At 68.3% G+C, this 17,326-nt stretch carries 18 protein-coding genes; 8 read left to right on the top strand and 10 right to left on the bottom strand.

Going from position 1 to position 17,326, the window contains the following annotated elements; all coding sequences use genetic code 11:
* Window positions 1-115: 115 nt before the first annotated feature.
* The 5 genes from ACRQ4B_RS02990 to dnaA all read right to left on the bottom strand — a co-directional run bounded on the left by ACRQ4B_RS02990 (window position 116) and on the right by dnaA (window position 6,070).
* Window positions 116-616, bottom strand: a complete 501-nt coding sequence (locus ACRQ4B_RS02990) for a DUF721 domain-containing protein (protein WP_439693204.1) — start codon at window positions 614-616, stop codon at window positions 116-118.
* Complete coding sequence (gene recF, locus ACRQ4B_RS02985) at window positions 616-1,971, bottom strand: DNA replication/repair protein RecF (RefSeq protein WP_439693203.1); 1,356 nt, start codon at window positions 1,969-1,971, stop codon at window positions 616-618. The genes ACRQ4B_RS02990 and recF overlap by 1 nt, the downstream gene beginning before the upstream one ends.
* Before the next feature lie 33 nt (window positions 1,972-2,004).
* Window positions 2,005-2,892, bottom strand: a complete 888-nt coding sequence (gene gnd, locus ACRQ4B_RS02980) for a phosphogluconate dehydrogenase (NAD(+)-dependent, decarboxylating) (protein WP_092385584.1) — start codon at window positions 2,890-2,892, stop codon at window positions 2,005-2,007.
* A gap of 70 nt (window positions 2,893-2,962) precedes the next feature.
* Window positions 2,963-4,108, bottom strand: coding sequence for a DNA polymerase III subunit beta (gene dnaN, locus ACRQ4B_RS02975; RefSeq protein WP_439693202.1), 1,146 nt, complete (start codon window positions 4,106-4,108; stop codon window positions 2,963-2,965).
* Window positions 4,109-4,603: 495 nt separating this feature from the next.
* Window positions 4,604-6,070, bottom strand: a complete 1,467-nt coding sequence (dnaA, locus tag ACRQ4B_RS02970) for a chromosomal replication initiator protein DnaA (RefSeq protein ID WP_439693201.1) — start codon at window positions 6,068-6,070, stop codon at window positions 4,604-4,606.
* Window positions 6,071-6,593: 523 nt separating this feature from the next.
* Here dnaA and rpmH point away from each other — a divergent pair.
* The 8 genes from rpmH to ACRQ4B_RS02930 all read left to right on the top strand — a co-directional run bounded on the left by rpmH (window position 6,594) and on the right by ACRQ4B_RS02930 (window position 11,594).
* Window positions 6,594-6,731, top strand: coding sequence for a 50S ribosomal protein L34 (gene rpmH / locus ACRQ4B_RS02965; protein ID WP_058724833.1), 138 nt, complete (start codon window positions 6,594-6,596; stop codon window positions 6,729-6,731).
* A 61-nt stretch (window positions 6,732-6,792) separates the two neighbouring features.
* On the top strand, window positions 6,793-7,155 hold the full coding sequence (gene rnpA, locus ACRQ4B_RS02960; protein ID WP_439693200.1) for a ribonuclease P protein component: 363 nt from the start codon (window positions 6,793-6,795) through the stop codon (window positions 7,153-7,155).
* Window positions 7,152-7,532, top strand: a complete 381-nt coding sequence (yidD, locus tag ACRQ4B_RS02955) for a membrane protein insertion efficiency factor YidD (protein WP_439693199.1) — start codon at window positions 7,152-7,154, stop codon at window positions 7,530-7,532. The genes rnpA and yidD overlap by 4 nt, the downstream gene beginning before the upstream one ends.
* An 8-nt stretch (window positions 7,533-7,540) precedes the next feature.
* Complete coding sequence (yidC, locus tag ACRQ4B_RS02950) at window positions 7,541-8,509, top strand: membrane protein insertase YidC (RefSeq protein ID WP_439693198.1); 969 nt, start codon at window positions 7,541-7,543, stop codon at window positions 8,507-8,509.
* A complete protein-coding gene (locus ACRQ4B_RS02945) occupies window positions 8,510-9,007 on the top strand; it encodes a protein jag (protein WP_439693197.1) in 498 nt (165 codons plus the stop codon).
* On the top strand, window positions 9,004-9,645 hold the full coding sequence (rsmG, locus tag ACRQ4B_RS02940; RefSeq protein WP_439693196.1) for a 16S rRNA (guanine(527)-N(7))-methyltransferase RsmG: 642 nt from the start codon (window positions 9,004-9,006) through the stop codon (window positions 9,643-9,645). Before ACRQ4B_RS02945 ends, rsmG begins: the two co-directional genes overlap by 4 nt.
* 81 nt (window positions 9,646-9,726) lie before the next feature.
* Complete coding sequence (locus tag ACRQ4B_RS02935) at window positions 9,727-10,620, top strand: ParA family protein (protein ID WP_439693195.1); 894 nt, start codon at window positions 9,727-9,729, stop codon at window positions 10,618-10,620.
* Entirely contained in the window at window positions 10,620-11,594 is a 975-nt protein-coding gene (locus tag ACRQ4B_RS02930) for a ParB/RepB/Spo0J family partition protein (protein WP_439693194.1), read from the top strand. The genes ACRQ4B_RS02935 and ACRQ4B_RS02930 overlap by 1 nt, the downstream gene beginning before the upstream one ends.
* A 1,118-nt stretch (window positions 11,595-12,712) precedes the next feature.
* On the opposite strand, the gene ACRQ4B_RS02925 is transcribed toward ACRQ4B_RS02930, so the two are convergent.
* The 5 genes from ACRQ4B_RS02925 to trxB form a co-directional block, all read right to left on the bottom strand.
* Window positions 12,713-13,345: a YdcF family protein gene (locus ACRQ4B_RS02925; RefSeq protein WP_439693193.1), complete on the bottom strand. Its 633-nt coding sequence runs from the start codon at window positions 13,343-13,345 to the stop codon at window positions 12,713-12,715.
* Window positions 13,346-13,348: 3 nt separating this feature from the next.
* Window positions 13,349-14,311 (bottom strand): D-alanine--D-alanine ligase family protein, encoded by a 963-nt coding sequence (locus ACRQ4B_RS02920; RefSeq protein ID WP_439693192.1) that lies wholly within the window; start codon window positions 14,309-14,311, stop codon window positions 13,349-13,351.
* Window positions 14,312-14,356: 45 nt separating this feature from the next.
* Window positions 14,357-15,661 carry a PLP-dependent aminotransferase family protein gene (locus ACRQ4B_RS02915; protein WP_439693191.1) on the bottom strand — a complete coding sequence of 435 codons (1,305 nt, stop codon included), beginning with the start codon at window positions 15,659-15,661 and terminating at the stop codon, window positions 14,357-14,359.
* 194 nt (window positions 15,662-15,855) lie between these two features.
* The gene (gene trxA / locus ACRQ4B_RS02910) at window positions 15,856-16,182 is read right to left on the bottom strand and encodes a thioredoxin (protein WP_144711714.1); all 327 of its coding nucleotides are present in this window, start codon (window positions 16,180-16,182) and stop codon (window positions 15,856-15,858) included.
* Window positions 16,183-16,289: 107 nt separating this feature from the next.
* Entirely contained in the window at window positions 16,290-17,273 is a 984-nt protein-coding gene (gene trxB, locus ACRQ4B_RS02905; RefSeq protein WP_439693190.1) for a thioredoxin-disulfide reductase, read from the bottom strand.
* Window positions 17,274-17,326: the final 53 nt, after the last annotated feature.

The raw sequence follows: 17,326 nt of genomic DNA, 5'->3' as shown, positions 1-17,326 counted from the left end.
TGCGCGCGGAACACCCGCACACTGCACCTCCCAGTCTACCTCAGGACCCCCTCTCCCGAGGGTGGAATCGGCCGTTCAGCGGGCGAATCTGGCACCAGAGGATGATTTCGTCAGGTCAACCGTAAGTATCGCGAGGACCACGGCCCTGGACCGTCCTGGGACCGCGTTTCCAGGTGGGGGCGTCGGGGCCGGAAACCCTGATCGACTCGACCCCTGCCTCCGGGTGCCGCTCGGCGATGGTCGTCGTGATGGTGCTCCGCATCAGCCGGAGCTGCGTCGCCCACGCCGTGGAGTCGCACCGGATGACGAGCGCGCCGTCGTCGATGGTCATCGGACGCGAGTGCTTCGCGAGCTCGTCGCCCACCACGGCGGGCCAGTCGACGAAGAGCTCGGAGCGGGCGAGCGGCTCGGTCCACCCGAGTTCCTGGGCGAGGGACCCGACGACGTCGCCGAGTCCTGCCGGCTCGCGGCCGCGCCCGTACGGCACCGAGTCGGGGTCGAGTCCCTTCATCCGCCGACGGCGTGCGTCGACGCCGCGCTTCGACGGGTCGCCGAAGACCGCGCGGAGGTGCCGGTACACCCGGGACGGCTCGGTCGGCTTCCAGGGCTTCGGCATCAGACGCCGGCTTCGGTCGCGGGGGCGTTGGTCGCGGGGCGGTCTGCCGCGGCGCCGTCAGCCGTGGTGCCGTCAGCCGTGGCTGCGTCAGCCGTGGCGGCGTCGGTCGCAGCTGCGTCTGGCGCGGCGGCGTCGGGCGTCGGGACCGCCGTCGGCTCCGTCGGACTGGAGGCGCGGCTCGGCTCCGCCTCGTCCGGCAGGATCGTGCCGGCCTCGATCCGGACGGTGTGCGCGGCCAACTGCTCGGGCACGTCGCCGAAGACCGCGGCGGTGATGAGCACCTGCTCGTAGTCGGCGACCGCTCCGGCCAGGCGCTCCCGCCGGGATTCGTCGAGTTCGGCGAACACGTCGTCGAGGATGATGATCGGGTCGCCGAGCGAGGACTCCGCGCGGAGGATCGAGGCGCTGGCGAGCTGCACGGCGAGCGCGAACGACCAGGATTCCCCGTGACTGGCGTACCCGCGGGCAGGTAACCCGTTCAGCTGGAACAGAACATCGTCGCGGTGCGGGCCGACGAGGGTCAGACCCCGGTCCAGTTCGTCCCGACGACGCCGGTCGAGCGCGGCCCGGAACGCCTCGGCGGCGGCGGCCACGGTGACCGGCTCGTCCGGTGTCCCGAGGACGGGGTCGGTGGCGGAGGCGTCCTCCGGGTCGCCGCCGCGGATGCTCAGCACGCCGGCGATCGACGCCTCGTGCCGTTCGCCCGCGACCGTCGCGTAGGCCTCGGCGACGAAGGGGGCGAGCCGTCGGGTGAGGTGGTCACGCGCGGCGACGATCTCGGCGCCGAAGGCCACGAGTCGCTCGTCCCAGACGTCGAGCGTGGCGAGCGACCCCGCCTTCGCGCCGGTCGCACGGGCCGACTTGAGCAGGGTGTTGCGCTGCCGGAGCGTCCGGTCGTAGTCGGCGAGGACGCCCTGCATGCGCGGGGCGATCTGGCCGAGGAGCTCGTCGAGCATCCGGCGTCGCCCACCCGGTTCGCCACGGACGAGCGCGAGGTCCTCCGGTGCGAACAACACGCTCGTGCAGTAGCGCGGGAGCTCGCGCGGCTTGATCGCCGCCCGGTTCACCTGCGCCCGGTTGGAGCCCGTGCGGTTGATCTGCACCTCGGCGAGGATGCTGCGGTCCTCGTGCGCGAGTCGGGCACGGACGATCGCGGCGTCGCAGCCCTGCCGGACGAGCGCGGCATCGGTCGGCACCCGGTGCGACCCGAGGGTGGACAGGTAGCCGATGGCCTCGACGAGGTTGGTCTTGCCCTGGCCGTTGCGGCCGACGAACAGGTTCGGCCCGCGTGCGAGGTCGACGTCCGCCTCCCGGTAGTTCCGGAAGTCGGTGAGTTGCAGGTGGTCGACGTGCACGCGGGCCGAGACGAGCTCAGGTGGTTACCTGAGCTACGCCTTCTTGACGGCGTGGCCGCCGAACTGGTTGCGGAGCGCCGCGACGGCCTTCATCGTCGGGGACTCGCTGCCCTGACGCGAGACGAAGCGGGCGAACATCGCCGCGGAGAGTGCGGGCATCGGGACCGCGAGCTCGATCGCTTCCTCGAGGGTCCAACGGCCCTCGCCGGAGTCGTCGACGTAGCCCTCGAGCTCGTCGAGCTTCGGGTCCTCGTTGATCGCGAGGACGAGCAGGTCGAGCAGCCAGGAGCGCACGACCGTGCCACGCTGCCAACCGGCGAAGACCGCCGGGACGTCGTGGACGATGTCCTTCGCCTCGAGGAGCTCGTAGCCCTCGCCGTACGCCTGCATGATCGCGTACTCGATGCCGTTGTGGACCATCTTCGCGTAGTGGCCCGCGCCGACGCCGCCGGCGTGCGAGAAGCCCTCTTCGCGGGGGCCCTCGGGACGGAGCGCGTCGAAGACCGGCATCGCGAACTCGACGTCCTCGGGGGCGCCGCCCACCATGAGGCCGTAGCCGTTCTCCTTGCCCCAGACGCCACCGGAGACACCGGCGTCCATGTAGCGGATGCCCTTCGCGTCGAGCTGCTTGGCGTGCACCTCGTCGTCGAGCCACTTCGAGTTGCCGCCGTCGATCACGAGGTCGCCCTCGCTCAGGACGTTCGACAGGTCGGTGATCACGTCGTCGGTGATCTTGCCGTGCGGGACCATGACCCACACGAGCTTCTTGCCCTCGGGCAGTGCCGCGGCGAGTGCGCCGAGGTCGGCGACGTCCGAGACGGCGGGGTTCGCGTCGTAGCCGGTGACCTCGATGCCTGCGTTGCGGAGACGGGCACGCATGTTGTTGCCCATGCGACCGAGGCCGACAAGACCGATGTGCATGATTTCCTCTTCTGTTCGTCGTCGCGCTGATGCAGGGATGGCGCGTCAGCGCAGTGTTCGGCTGTTGCGCTTACCGCAGCAGGAGATTGGGCTGCAGCAGGTACCGGTATCCGTCCGTCGCCGGGGCCTCTTGCGAGGTCTGGCCGGTGATGAGCACCGGGCCCGGCTTGTTGGGGTTCTCCGTCTTGGTGAAGGAGATCCGGACGAACTCGGAGTGCACCGCGTTCAACCCGTCCAGGAGGAAGGCGGGCTTCAACGAGACCACCGTTTCCCCACCGGTCAGCAACGCACTGATCGACTCTGACGCCTGCGCTTGTTCGGAACCGATCGCCTCGAGCGTGAGCCCGTCGACCGTGAAGGAGAACCGGAGCGCTGCTTCGCGCTCCAGGACGAGGGAGACCCGTCGGACCGCTTCGACGAGCTCCGCGGTGTTGATCACCGCGTGGTCCTCGACGGTCTCGGGGAAGAGCCGGCGGACCGGCGGGTAGTTGCCCTTGATGAGCAGCGACGTGACGGTCTTGTCGTCGGCGTGGAACGCGATGAGCTCGCGGTCCGACGAGCCGCTGATCGAGACGGACACCGTGGACGCCGAACCGAACGTGCGGCCGACCTCCTGCAGGGTGCGGGCCGGGACGAGTGCGTGCAGCGGCTCCGAGCCGACGCGGCCGGAGTCCCACGCGATGGTGCGGACGGCGACGCGGTAGCGGTCGGTGGCGATCAGCGAGAGGTCGTTGTCGCCGACCTCGAGCTGCACGCCGGTGATGACCGGGGTGACGTCGTCACGGCTGGCGGCGACGGCGACCTGGGACACGGCCTCCGAGAAGGCGTCGCCCGGGATGACACCGGTCTGCGCGCCGATCTCCGGCAGGGTCGGGTACTCCTCGACCGGCATCGACAGCAGCGTGAAGTGCGCCGAACCGCAGGTGACCGAGATCTTCGAGTCCTCGGTGGTGAAGGTGACCGGGGCGTTCGGCAGGCGGCTCGCGATGTCGTTCAGCAGCCGGCCCGAGACGAGGACCGTGCCCGCGTCGTCGATCTGCGCGGCGATGGACGTCTGCGCCGAGACCTCGTAGTCGAACGAGGAGAGCGTCAGTCGGTCGCCCTCGGCGTGGATGAGGACGCCCGAGAGGATCGGGAGGGTCGTGCGCTGTGGGAGGAGCTTCACCGCGAAGGAGACGGCTTCGGAGAAGACGTCCCGGTTGACCTCGAACTTCACAGCTGGAACCCCTGTCGATCGGTTGGACTGTCCGGCCGCCCCATTGTGGCACAGCCCGACCGGGCCCGGATTTCTTGTCATCCCGCCGTCCACAAGGTTGGCCCGCTGAGATCAATCGTTAACCAGGAGTAATGGTGTTAACGCCTGTGCACACTGTGGATAACCCTGGGGATGCCGCTCGGTGACAGGGAACTACAACCGTGTGACTTGTGAGCGGTGTGTGGGCGACCTCTGGATGACGAAATCTCATCTATCCACTTCCATCCCCAGTCTCCACAGGCGACCCCTCGTCTGTGAACAACCGACCGGCGTGTCCTCCACAGTTATCCACAGGCTTTCCACACTGTGTGAAGTCCGGCGCATGGAACCGTCTCAGATGGTGGATGCGCGCAGAGGCAGGCCGATCTGACGGTCGCGGGACGTGCCTCCCGGCAGTCGTCGCGGTGATCCGTGGACGCGAGCCGTCCGGCTCGGCGGTCCCGTGATCGGCGTGGGTCAGCGGTAGCGGCGGTCCTGCTTGATCCGGCTGGTGAGTTCGGTGACCTGGTTGTAGATCGACCGACGCTCCTTCATGAGCTCTGTGATCTTCTTGTTCGCGTACATGACCGTGGTGTGGTCACGGTTGCCGAACAGCTGCCCGATCTTCGGCAGGGAGAGGCTCGTCAGCTCACGGCACAGGTACATGGCGATCTGTCGAGCGGTGGCGATCGCCTGCGACCGGGACGAGCCGTAGAGGTCGTCGACCGAGAGCTTGAAGTACTCCGCGGTGTGGTTGATGATGTCCGTCGGCGCCACGACGTTGTCGTCGTCGAGCGTGATGAGGTCCTTCAGCACCGTCTGCACCAGGGCCATGTCGACGGCCGTCCGGTTGAGGCTCGCGAACGCGGTGACCCGGATCAGGGTCCCCTCGAGCTCCCGGATGTTGCTCGACACCTTCGAGGCCATGAACTCGAGGATGTCGTCCGGCACCTGCAGGTGGTCGGACTGCGCCTTCTTGCGGAGGATCGCGATGCGGGTCTCGAGCTCCGGGGCCTGCACGTCGGTGATGAGCCCCCACTCGAAGCGGGAACGCATCCGGTCCTCGAAGCCGGTCAGGTGCTTCGGCGCGACGTCGGACGTGATGACGACCTGCTTGTTGTGGTCGTGCAGCGTGTTGAACGTGTGGAAGAACGCTTCCTGCGTCGAGTCCTTGCCCTGGAGGAACTGGATGTCGTCGATCAGCAGGATGTCGATGTCGCGGTAGCGCTGCTGGAACTGGTTCGAGCGGTTGTTCGCGATCGAGTTGATGAAGTCGTTCGTGAACTCCTCGCTGGACACGTAGCGCACCCGGATGCCCGGGTAGAGGCTCTCGGCGTAGTGGCCGATGGCGTGCAGGAGGTGCGTCTTGCCCAGGCCGGAGTCGCCGTAGATGAACAGCGGGTTGTAGGCCTTCGCGGGGGCTTCCGCGACCGCGACCGCCGCAGCGTGGGCGAACCGGTTGGACGAGCCGATGACGAAGTTGTCGAAGTTGTACTTCGGGTTGAGCCGGGACTCCGGCCGGCCGCTGGTCCCCGGGGCGTCGATCTGGCTCGGGACGAACGGGGCCTCGATGTACTGCCGCGGCGCGGCGCTCTGCTCCACCGCTTCCTGCACCGGCTCCGCGTACTCGGGCACGTGACTGGAGACCGTGGTGTCGACCCGCGGCTCGGAGGCCATGTCGGGGTTCACCGTGATGGCGAAGTTCGCGACGGTGTCGTCTCCGATGCGCGAGACCGCCTCGGTGATCGGGATGCGGATGCGCTGTTCGAGCATGCCGCGGGTGAGGTCGTTCGGGACCTCGAGGTAGAGGGTGCCGGCGAGCACGCCCTTCGGTTCGACGAGGTTGAGGAAGCCGTGCAGCTGCGGGGTGATGCGGTCGTCCTCGGAGAGGAGTCCGAGGACGGATGACCAGAGGTCCTCGACGGGGTCGGCCGGCATCGTCATGTCGCGCTCGTCTCCTGGTCTCGTGTCGTGCTCGGTGTGGTGTTCGGTGGATCCGCGTGGAGGCCAGACCTGCTCGGACGTGTGCCGGCGCAGCGTCGCCCGCCCGATGGTGCTGGCGGGTCGTCGTGCGTCCGGGTGGCTTCTTCGACGGCCCGGACCGCGTGTCGTCCCGCGTGGTGGTCCACAGGGTTGTCCACAGTGTTGTCCACGACCGCCGCGGGGTGCACGACGGGAAGACTCCCCCGTCCTGCCGGGCCACCGGCGGATCGATCACCCCACTGTAAAGGACCGGGGCGCGTCGCACCGAACGCACGTTTTCCCCAATGTGGATAATGAACGTGCGCTGCCCGTCGGAGCTCGGTCGGAGCAGGCCGCGTTTGACCTGCCCGTCGCTGTCACGTACCGTTAACCAGTTGACTGCGGCCGTTCGGTCGCGCCCATCTGCGTCGTTCGGCACCGGACGGCGACACATACGTGACGGCTCGCGCTGAGGTTCCCCCAGCGAAGCCGTGTGGAGATCATCATGAGCAAGCGCACCTTCCAGCCGAACAACCGTCGTCGTGCCAAGAAGCACGGCTTCCGCGCCCGCATGCGCACCCGTGCCGGCCGCGCCATCCTGGCCGCCCGTCGCGCCAAGGGCCGCACCGAGCTCAGCGCCTGATCCAGCAGCGCCTGATCGGGTCCGTCCTGGTCCGCTCGCAGTTCGGCACCTGGTAACGATCGTGTTGGCCCGCGCCAACCGCATCGTCCGTGGTGACGACTACCGGTCCGTCGTGCGTCGTGGTCGCAGGAGCGCCACGGCGCACGCCGTCGTATCGGTGGTCCGTCGTCCCACGGACGATCCGTCGGTGGGCGCCGGACCGACGCGCTTCGGCTTCATCGTCGCGAAGACGGTCGGCAACGCCGTGACCCGCAACCTGGTCCGCCGGCGCCTCAAGGCGATCGCGCAGGGGCTGCTCGTCGAGATCCCCGTCGGGTACGACGTGGTGGTCCGCGCACTGCCAGCCGCTGCGCAGGCCGGATGGCCTACCCTGCTCGAAGACGTCTCGCGCTCCTGTGCGCGTGGTGTGGAGAAGGCAGCATGAACCGCAATCCGTGGACCCGGCTCGCCTGGGCCGTCGCGTTGCTCCCGCGCAACGCGTGTGTCGTCGTGCTGCGCGCGTACCGTGCCGTGATCTCCCCGCTGTACGGCAACGTCTGCCGGTACCACCCCTCGTGCTCCCGGTACGCCCTCGAAGCGATCCAGCAGTACGGCGTCGTCCGCGGGTCGGCGATGGGCGCGTGGCGGATCGCACGGTGCAACCCCTGGGCAGCCGGGGGCATCGACGACGTCCGTGCACGGCGTCGCCCCTACGACGTCAACCGGTTCGGGTTCGTGCTCGCGCCGAACCAGCAGCAGCCGCAGCCCGCGGTCGGGTCCTCCCACCCGGTCCTGCTCCCCCAGCGCACTCGAAAGGCGTGACCGTCCCCATGGACATCATCGGTACGATCCTCTGGCCGCTCAAATGGGTGGTCTCGGCCATCCTCGTCGGCTTCCACTGGGTCTTCGAGAACCTCGGCATGGACCCCGGCGCGGGCATCACCTGGGTCCTCTCCATCATCTTCCTGACGTTCGTGGTCCGCGCCGCGCTCATCCCGATCTTCGTGCGGCAGATCAAGTCGCAGCGCCGCATGCTCGAGGTGGCCCCGCAGCTCAAGAAGATCCAGGACAAGTACAAGGGCAAGAAGGACCAGTTCTCGCGTGAGGCCATGAGCCGCGAGACCATGGCGCTCTACAAGGAGACCGGGACGAACCCGCTGAGCTCCTGCCTGCCGCTGCTCATCCAGATGCCGATCTTCTTCTCGCTGTACTCGGTGCTGCACGAAGCGCAGATCAACAAGTCGGGCATCGGCCTGCTGACGAACGACCTCGCCGCGTCGTTCGGCAACGCCTCGCTGTTCGGTGCTCCCCTGCACGAGACGTTCACCAACGCCTCTGGCTGGGAAGTCCGCGTCATCGCCGGCTTCATGATCGTCGTGATGACCGCCTCGCAGTTCATCACGCAGCTGCAGCTCGTCGCGAAGAACATGTCCCCGGAGACCAAGGCGTCCCCGATGTACCGGCAGCAGAAGATGATGCTGTACATCCTCCCGCTGGTCTTCGTGATCTCGGGTCTGTCCTTCCCCCTCGGCGTCATGTTCTACTGGCTCGCCTCCAACATCTGGACGATGGCGCAGCAGTACTTCGTCATCCGCAGCATGCCCACGCCCGGCTCCGAGGCCGCGCTGGCCCGTGAAGCCCGTCTCGCCAAGAAGGCCCAGCGTCGCGGTGCTGCGACCCCGGTCCTCGCGGAGGCAGGTGCCGGTGCCGGTGCCGCCGAGATCGAGGCCGTGCGCGTCACGACGCAGCGTCAGCAGCCGGTCGGCAAGAACCGTGCCAAGAAGAACGGGAAGAAGTAAGTGACCGAGCAGGACATCGCAGCGCCCGTCGCAACCGAGGCCGTCGACGACGACACCCGTGACGAGGCCGACATCGCCGCTGACTACATCGAGGAGCTCCTCGACATCTGCGACCTCGACGGCGACATCGAGATCGAGGAGCGCGCCGGGCGCGTGTACCTCTCGGTCACCGACGAGGGCGATGCGCTGCGCGTCCTCTCGAAGCCGGACACCGTGTCCGCGCTGCAGGAGCTGACCCGGATCGCCGTGCAGGCGGAGACCGGCGAGTTCAGCCGGCTCATCCTCGACGTCGGCGGTTCGCGCGACGCTCGCGCCTCGGAGCTGCAGCGCCTGGTCGACACCGCCGTGGAGCGCATCGAAGCCGGCTCGACGTCGGCGGCACTCCCCCCGATGTCCTCGTACGAGCGCAAGCTGGTGCACGACCTGGTCGCCGAGAAGGGCTTCCACTCGGAGTCCGAGGGTGAGGGTCGGGACCGCCACACGGTCGTCACCCGATGACGGAGACCGTTCCCGTCCTCGAGACGGAACCGGCCGCCGCCGTCACCCTGTTCGGCGATCGGGTCGAGGTCGCGCGCTCGTTCACCCACGAGCTCGCTCGCCGCGGCGAGGAGCTCGGGCTGATCGGCCCGCTCGAGTTGCCTCGACTCTGGACTCGACACATCCTCAACTCCGCCGTTGTCGCACCCCTCCTGGAGGCGCGGGGGCGCGTTGCCGACGTCGGTTCCGGAGCCGGGTTGCCCGGCCTGGTCCTCGCGATCGCGCGTCCGGACGTGCACCTCACCCTCATCGAGCCGATGGAGCGTCGCGTCGACTGGCTGACCTCGGAGGCCGAGCGGCTCGAGCTCGACAACGTGACGGTGGTGCGTGCCCGCGCCGAGGACGTCGCGGACGACATCGTCGTGGACCAGGTCACCGCGCGCGCCGTGAGCGCCTTGTCGAAGCTCATCCCGTTGACGGTGCCGCTCGTCCGCTCCGGTGGGCAGCTCATCCTGATGAAGGGTGCGCGCGTCGAGGACGAGATCGAGAAGGCTCGCAAGGTGATCCTCCGGAAGCGCCTCTCGGACGTCGAGGTGCTCGAGCTCGGAGTCGGTGTGGTCGAGGAGACCACGCGGGTCTTCCGGGCTACAGTTGACTGACGCTGCGGCTCGGGCCGGTTCCACCGGCCGCCAGTGGCTCCGCGTTCCACGTGAAACACCGAACCGGGGAAGAGGCACTCGTTGAGTTCATCGACCGACTACGACGCGTCGACACCGCTCGCCCGCGAGATCGCCGATCTGAACCGGCGGCGCCGAGCGATCGCGACCCAGCAGTTCCCGCTGCCCGCGAAGACGCGGGTGTTCACGGTCTCGAACCAGAAGGGTGGGGTCGGGAAGACCACCACCACGGTGAACCTGGCAGCGGCTCTCGCGCACGGTGGAGCTCGCGTGCTGGTGATCGACCTGGATCCCCAGGGCAACGCGTCGACGGCGCTCGGTGTGAACCACCAGGCCGAGGTCGCGAGCATCTACGACGTCATCGTCGACGAGGCTCCGATCGCGGACACCGTCCAGCGCTCCCCCGAGTCGGACACCCTGTGGTGCGTGCCGGCGACGATCCACCTGGCCGGCGCGGAGATCGAGTTGGTCTCCCTCGTTGCTCGTGAGCAGCGTTTGCGGACGGCCCTCGACGAGTACCTCGGATCCCTCGACGAGCCGTACCACTACGTCTTCATCGACTGCCCGCCGTCGCTCGGGCTGCTGACGATCAACGCGTTCGTCGCCGCGCAGGAGGTCCTCATCCCGATCCAGTGCGAGTACTACGCACTCGAGGGACTGAGCCAGCTGCTGCGGAACATCGAACTCATCGAGCGCCACCTGAACCCGCACCTGCGCGTCTCGACGATCCTGCTCACCATGTACGACAGCCGGACGAACCTGTCGAACCAGGTCGCAGCGGACGTCCGGGAGCACTTCGGGGGCCAGGTCCTGGAGGCCGTCATCCCACGCTCGGTCCGTGTCAGTGAGGCACCGAGCTACGGCCAGAGCGTGGTCGCCTACGACGTCAACTCCACCGGATCGCTCTCCTACCTGGAAGCGGCCGCCGAGATCGCAGCACGAGGAGCACAGGACTGATGGCACCGAAGCGAACCGGACTCGGCCGAGGCATCGGCGCGCTCATCCCGACAGCGACGGAGCAGCAGGACCGCCCGGTGGACGTGTTCTTCCCCACCGGCGGTTCAGCGGCGTCCCCCGCGTCGGCGCCGACCGCGGAGGAGCTCGTCGCGGTGCCCGGTGCGCGGCTGGCGAACCTGAACCCGCTCGATGTCGTCCCGAACGCGCAGCAGCCCCGAACGGAGTTCCGGGAAGAGGAACTCCAGGAACTCGTGCACTCCATCCGTGAGATCGGCGTGCTCCAGCCCATCGTCGTCCGCCCGATCGCCGGTGCGACCGGGACGGACCCGCAGTACGAGCTCATCATGGGCGAGCGTCGTCTCCGCGCCACGAAGGAGCTCGGGCTCAGCACGATCCCGGCAATCATCAAGGACACGCCGGACGACGCGATGCTGCGCGACGCCCTGCTCGAGAACCTGCACCGGGCGAACCTCAACCCGCTGGAAGAGGCCTCGGCCTACCAGCAGTTGCTCGCAGACTTCGGGATCACGCAGGAGCAGCTCGCGCAGCGCATCGGTCGGTCGCGGCCGCAGATCACCAACACGATCCGGTTGCTGCGTCTCCCCTCCCCCGTGCAGCGTCGCGTCGCCGCAGGCGTGCTGTCCGCCGGACACGCTCGGGCCATCCTGGCTGCACCGGATGCCGAGGCGATGGAGTACCTCGCCGAGAAGATCGTCAACGAGGACTTGTCCGTCCGCGCCACCGAGGCCATCGCCCAGCAGCTCGCGACGAAGACGCCCGTCAAGGCGAAGGCGGAACCGTCCAAGCGGCAGGTGCACTTCAACGATCTGGCCGAGCGGCTCGGCGATCGACTGAACACCCGAGTGAAGATCGCCGTGGGGGCTCGCAAGAGCTCGGTCACGATCGACTTCGCGAACGGCGACGATCTCAATCGCATCCTCGGCGAGCTCGGCATCCAGGACGTCGCCAACTGATCGGTCTGAGCGGCCGCAGGGCCCCCGCTGCGGGGTGTTTGTGTCAGCTGCGTCCGTGGGTCGAGGAAAGGGTCCGAACGGCGCTCTGTCGGCCGCTGAGGCGATTCGTCCCGCGTGAATCGCGGCGTTCCACGTGGAACATCGCCGTGCCTGGGCCCGTAGCGACCTGATGCTGGCCGGGAGTCCCCCAAGAGAACCTCGGCAACTGAGATTTCGGCACCTGCCTGGCTGGCTTGGCGGCGCGCGATGATCGTGCACTGCCTGTTAGCCGAGGTGACGACGAGCAGTGTTCCACGTGGAACGTCTCCACTGGCCGGTGTGAGCGTGCGCAAGTTGCACCCAGCCCGGCCGCGGCGAGGAATCCGGTTGCAGAGCGCCCGGTGCGGGATGGCTATCGCCGTACCCGGCAATACCGGCACGGAGGCACTGTCTTGGCTTTGGATCGCACGGGGTACCTACGTGCAGGGACCGATCGTCGTACGGTGCGTCGGGCGGGAGGGCCAGTTAGTCCTCCACTCCGAGAACGCCGGCCTCGGGAGACTGCGATCATTTGCGTCTGATCCGCGGGCTCGGCTGTAGTGGAGCACGCCGGCCCGAGTCGGATACCGCGGAACCGGCCACCGTTCGTCGGCGTCGGAATCGGTTGCGATCTGGGTTGAACAGGCGGACCGCCCGTGAAGTAGCCGAGGGCGTTGCCGCCAACTCCCCCGAGGCTGGCTACCAGTGTGACGGAGTGGTCCTGGATCGACTCGGATGTCTGCGCTCACGGTCCGCCTCAGGCGCGTGATGGGATCCTGATCGGAGGGTCACCCGGGCTACCGCGGTGAGCGGGCGAGCGTGTCCCTCGCACCGCTGGGCTCTGCTGTGGTGGTCCGATGGTCCGGCGACTGCTCTGCCAGTCGAGGGGGCCGGGATTCATCGTGCTCGTTGGGTGACTCCATCGGGGTCGCCCGCAGGAGCAGCTCGTCAGGCTCGAGAGTCCCCTGAGCAGGCACCCGCCCGCCCCCTCGAGCGAGGACGAGCGTCCGCGGGGCGAGCCGATCACCACCGCAGGCACTTTCCGGGTTCGGTTTCGGCTCGTGATCGAGGACGACAACCCGCTGCGGTAGGGCCCGGACTCAGTGTTTCACGTGGAACACCGCGCGCAGTTTCGCGAGCCCGACAACAGCGAACACTGGCTTGAGCAAGACCGCCTCACCCACCCGGTAGTCTTCTGCGGCAACGAGCTTGTCCGCGAGATCTGGACGCTGCCGCGCAAGATAGATCCTGGCCTTCTCAGCGTGCAGTCCGTTCGACGCGAAGGCGACCCAGTCGGCGTCTTCGATCAGCGGGACCACGTTCCGAACGTTCTCCCACGTCGACGTACTCTCGGTCTCGACGAGCAGTCGTCCGTGCCATCCAAACGACCCGATGATGTGACGGCGAAGCAGCTCTGCCTCCGGGACGGCCCCGTGTACGGCTCCCCCGCTGCAGATGATGGTCACGGTGGCGCCGAATCGTTCGGCCCGTCGAGCCGTCCGCACCGCGATGCGCGCACGCCAGCGATTGACGACGTTCGGACGAGTCCCGTGATTGGCGAACCCGAGGACGACCACAGACCCCGTCGACCCTGCAGTGGGAACACGCAGTCCGGCGGCGCGATGGGCCGCGCGCGCGTGGATCCATTCGCCCAAGGTCAAGGCGGAAGCGAGCCCGACACCGACCGCGATCAACGCGCGGAGTGTTCCACGTGGAACATGGACCCGCGACATCGGTCAGACCCGGTGGTCGCGGATGGCCTGTTCGGCAAGCTCGGCGTAGGTCCAACCGAGGTCGAACCCGGATGCGGACAGCGCCTGGGGCACGAGGGAGGTCTCGGTGAGACCCGGGAGGACGTTCGCCTCGAGGAACCACGGTGTCCCCGCGGCATCGATGATCAGGTCGACACGAGAGATGTGGCGGAGTCCGAGCGCCGCGTGGGCTGCGGTCGCGGCGCTGGACGCCGCAGCGGCGTACTCCTCCGACAGCCGCGCTGGCGTGTAGAACGTCGTCTCGCCGGCGTTGTAACGGGCCTCGAAGCCGTAGATCCCGTTGCGGGGCACGATCTCGACGGCGGAGAGTGCCACGGGGCCGTCACCGGTGTCGATGATGCCCACCGCGACCTCGGTCCCACGGATGAGCTGCTCCACCACGACGTCGTCGCAGTAGGTGTAGGCGGTGACCATGGCTCGCGGCAGGTCGTTCACGTCGTCGACGAGCGTGACGCCCTGTGCACTCCCGCCCCGGGCAGGCTTCACGGCGAGCGGGACCGGGTGTTCAGCGGCGATGCTCTCGAGGACCCCGACGGCGCCGAGCTCCCGGAAGACGTCGTGGGACAGGGTGACGGACCGCGGGGTCCGCACGCCCTCGCGCGCGACCAGCGCGGACGCGGTGGGCTTGTCCCATGCCAACCGGGCCGACGTCGAACGCGAGCCGACGAACGGGATGTCGAGTGCCTCCAGGATGCCCCGCAGGGCGCCGTCCTCACCGGAGGCACCGTGCAGCGCCGGCCACACGACATCCGGACGGGTCTCCCGGAGGGTCGGGAGGAGCGATGCGTCAGCATCGCGGAGGTCGACCTGCCAGCCGTACCCGGTCAGCGAATCGGCGACCCGGCGGCCGGACCGCAGCGAGACGTCACGCTCGTGCGAGATCCCGCCGGCGACGACGACGACGTGACGGCGAGTGAGCTCGGCCATGCGAGGGGACCTCCGGTACTGCAGGTGGAACGATGAAAGTGCTGGTCAGGAGACGTTCGGTGGCGGCGCGCTGACCGAGGAGGTCGAGCGGACCACGGTGTTCGGTCGGGTCGCCGGCCCGAAGGTCTCCAAGAGCTCGAGTTCGTCGTTCACGACGGTGGCGAGACGCTTCACACCCACCCGGATCTGTTCCGGGGTCGGGTAGCAGAAGGAGAGACGGATGTTGCCGCCACCACGACCGTCGGCGTAGAACGCGGTCCCGGGGGTGTACGCCACGAGTTCCTTCACGGCACGGGGCAGCATGCCCTTCGAGTCGAGCGACTCCGGCAGGGTCAGCCAGACGAAGAACCCGCCGTTCGGCTTCGTCCAGGAGAGGTCGGGCAGGAACTCCCCCAGGGCCGAGAGCATCGCGTCACGACGCTCCGCGTACAGCCCGCGGAAGGTGTCGACCTGCCCCTTCCAGTCGGCAGCGTCGAGGTAGGCGTTCACCACGTACTGCCCGAACGAGTTCGGCGCGAGGACGGCCGACTCGTTCGCGAGGACGAGCTTCTCGCGGATGGCGTGCGGTGCGAGTGCCCAGCCGACGCGGAAGCCCGGTGCGAGGGTCTTCGAGAACGAGCCGAGGTAGACCACGCCCTCCTCGTCGATGGAACGGATCGCCTGCGGTGCCGGCTCGTCGAACCAGAGGAGCCCGTACGGGTTGTCCTCGAGGACGAGGATGTTGTTCGAGCGGCAGATGTCGAGCACCTCGATGCGGCGCTCGCGGCTCATGGTGACGCCGGCCGGGTTGTGGAAGTTCGGGATCGTGTAGAGGAACTTGATCCGCTTCCCCTGCGTGCGGAGGGTGGCGATCGCCTCGCGCAGGGCCTCGGGCACCAGGCCGTTCTCATCGGTCGTGACGTGCACCGTCTCCGCCTGGTACGAGCGGAAGACGCCGATCGCACCGACGTACGACGGGGACTCGGCGAGGACGACGTCGCCCGGGTCGATGAAGAGCCGCGTGACGAGGTCGAGCGCGTGCTGCGAGCCGGTGGTGACGACGACGTCCTCCGCGCTGGCGCGGATGCCCTCGAGGCTCATGATGTCGACGATGTGCTCGCGCAGGGACCGCAGACCCTGGCCACCGCCGTACTGCAGGGCCATCGCGGCGTCCTCGGCCATGACGCGGTCCAGGGAGCCCGTGACGAGCTCCCTCGGCAGCGCAGAGACGTACGGCATGCCGCCGGCGAGCGAGACCACTTCGGGGCGCGAGGCGACGGCGAACAGGGCTCGGACCTCGGAGGCGCTCAGCCCGGCGGTGCGCTGGGCGTAGGAGTCGTACCAGGGGTCGAGGCTGTTGCCGTTCGTCATCAGTGCTCCGTTCCAGCGGGACGCGCCCGCCACTCACATTCCCGCCACACTACGACATCGATCCCGGAAACCCGGGGTCCGTGGCGTGGCCGATCCTGAACCGGTGGACCGGAACGGTGTGGGCCGAGTGCGAACTCCCGGGGAACGACGAACGGCCCCGCTCTCCGAGGAGAGCGGGGCCGTTCCGTGGGGTCCTACGCGAGGAACTCTGCGAGGTCGGCCTCGAGCGCCGGCTTCGGCTTCGCACCGATGACGGTCTTGACGACCTCGCCACCCTTGAAGACCTTCATCGCCGGGATCGAGGTGATCTGGTAGTTCATCGCCGACTGCGGGTTGTCGTCGACGTTGAGCTTCACGATCTCGATCTTGTCGGCGTGCTCCGACGCGATCTGGTCGAGGATCGGCGAGACCGCGCGACACGGGCCGCACCACTCGGCCCAGAAGTCGACGAGGATCGTCTTGTCGGACTTGAGGACCTCGTCCGAGAAGGTGGCGTCGGTGACTGCCTTGGCGTTGGACATGTGTGCTCCTTCGAGAAGTCGATCAGTGAGTGCAACGGCGGGTGCCGCCGGTGCATTCCCCCGGGGGCGAACCGGCGCGATCCCCGGGCGGGGAACGGTGCCGGACGCTAGGCGGATGCGGTGACGGGCTCGACCGGGGTCTCCCCCGTGGCGCCGGCGGTGAGGTCGTCGCCGAGGTCGGCGAGGTACTTCTCGGCGTCGAGCGCGGCGACCGTGCCCGAACCCGCGGCCGTGATCGCCTGACGGTAGGTCGGGTCGATGACGTCACCGGCGGCGAACACGCCCGGCAGGTTCGTCTTCGACGTGCGGCCCTGGACGGCGATGGTGCCCTCCGGCGCGATGTCGATCTGGCCGTGGATGAGGTGCGTGCGCGGGTCGTTGCCGATCGCGATGAACAGGCCGTCGAGCGCGAGTTCGCTCTCGGACCCGTCGACCGTGTCGCGCAGGGTGACACCCGTCACGGCGGAGTCGCCCGTGATGCCGGTGACCTCCTTGTTCCACGCGAACTCGATCTTCGGGTCGTTGAACGCTCGGTCCTGCATGATCTTGGACGCGCGGAGGGTGTCCTTGCGGTGGATCACGGTGACCTTGTCGGCGAAGCGCGTGAGGAAGGTCGCTTCCTCCATCGCGGAGTCACCACCGCCGACGACGGCGATGTTCTTCTGGCGGAAGAAGAAGCCGTCGCAGGTGGCGCACCAGCTGACGCCGTGGCCGGACAGACGCTCCTCGTCGGCGAGACCGAGGTGGCGGTAGGCGGAGCCGGTCGCGTAGATGACCGCGAGGGCCTCGTACGTCTCGCCGGAGCCGACGGTGACCCGCTTCACGTCGCCGGTGAGGTCGACGGACACGGCGTCGTCGTACAGGACCTCGGCACCGAACTTCTCGGCCTGTTCCTGCATCTTGATCATGAGGTCGGGGCCCTGGATGCCCTCGGGGAAGCCCGGGAAGTTCTCGACCTCGGTCGTCTTCGTGAGCTCGCCGCCGGTCTCGACGCTGGACGCGACGATGAGGGGCTCGAGTTCCGCGCGGGCGGCGTAGATGCCGGCGGTGAACCCGGCCGGGCCGGAACCGATGATGATGAGCTGGCGCATGCCTGGGAGCCCTTCCGTTGTGATCGCTGACCGGGTCAACACATCGTACCGGC

It is taken from the genome of Curtobacterium sp. SP.BCo (assembly GCF_051903265.1).
In the GTDB taxonomy this organism is placed as follows: Bacteria; Actinomycetota; Actinomycetes; order Actinomycetales; family Microbacteriaceae; genus Curtobacterium.
Note: the sequence above shows the minus strand (reverse complement) of the source record. Positions and strands in the feature narration are given on the sequence as shown.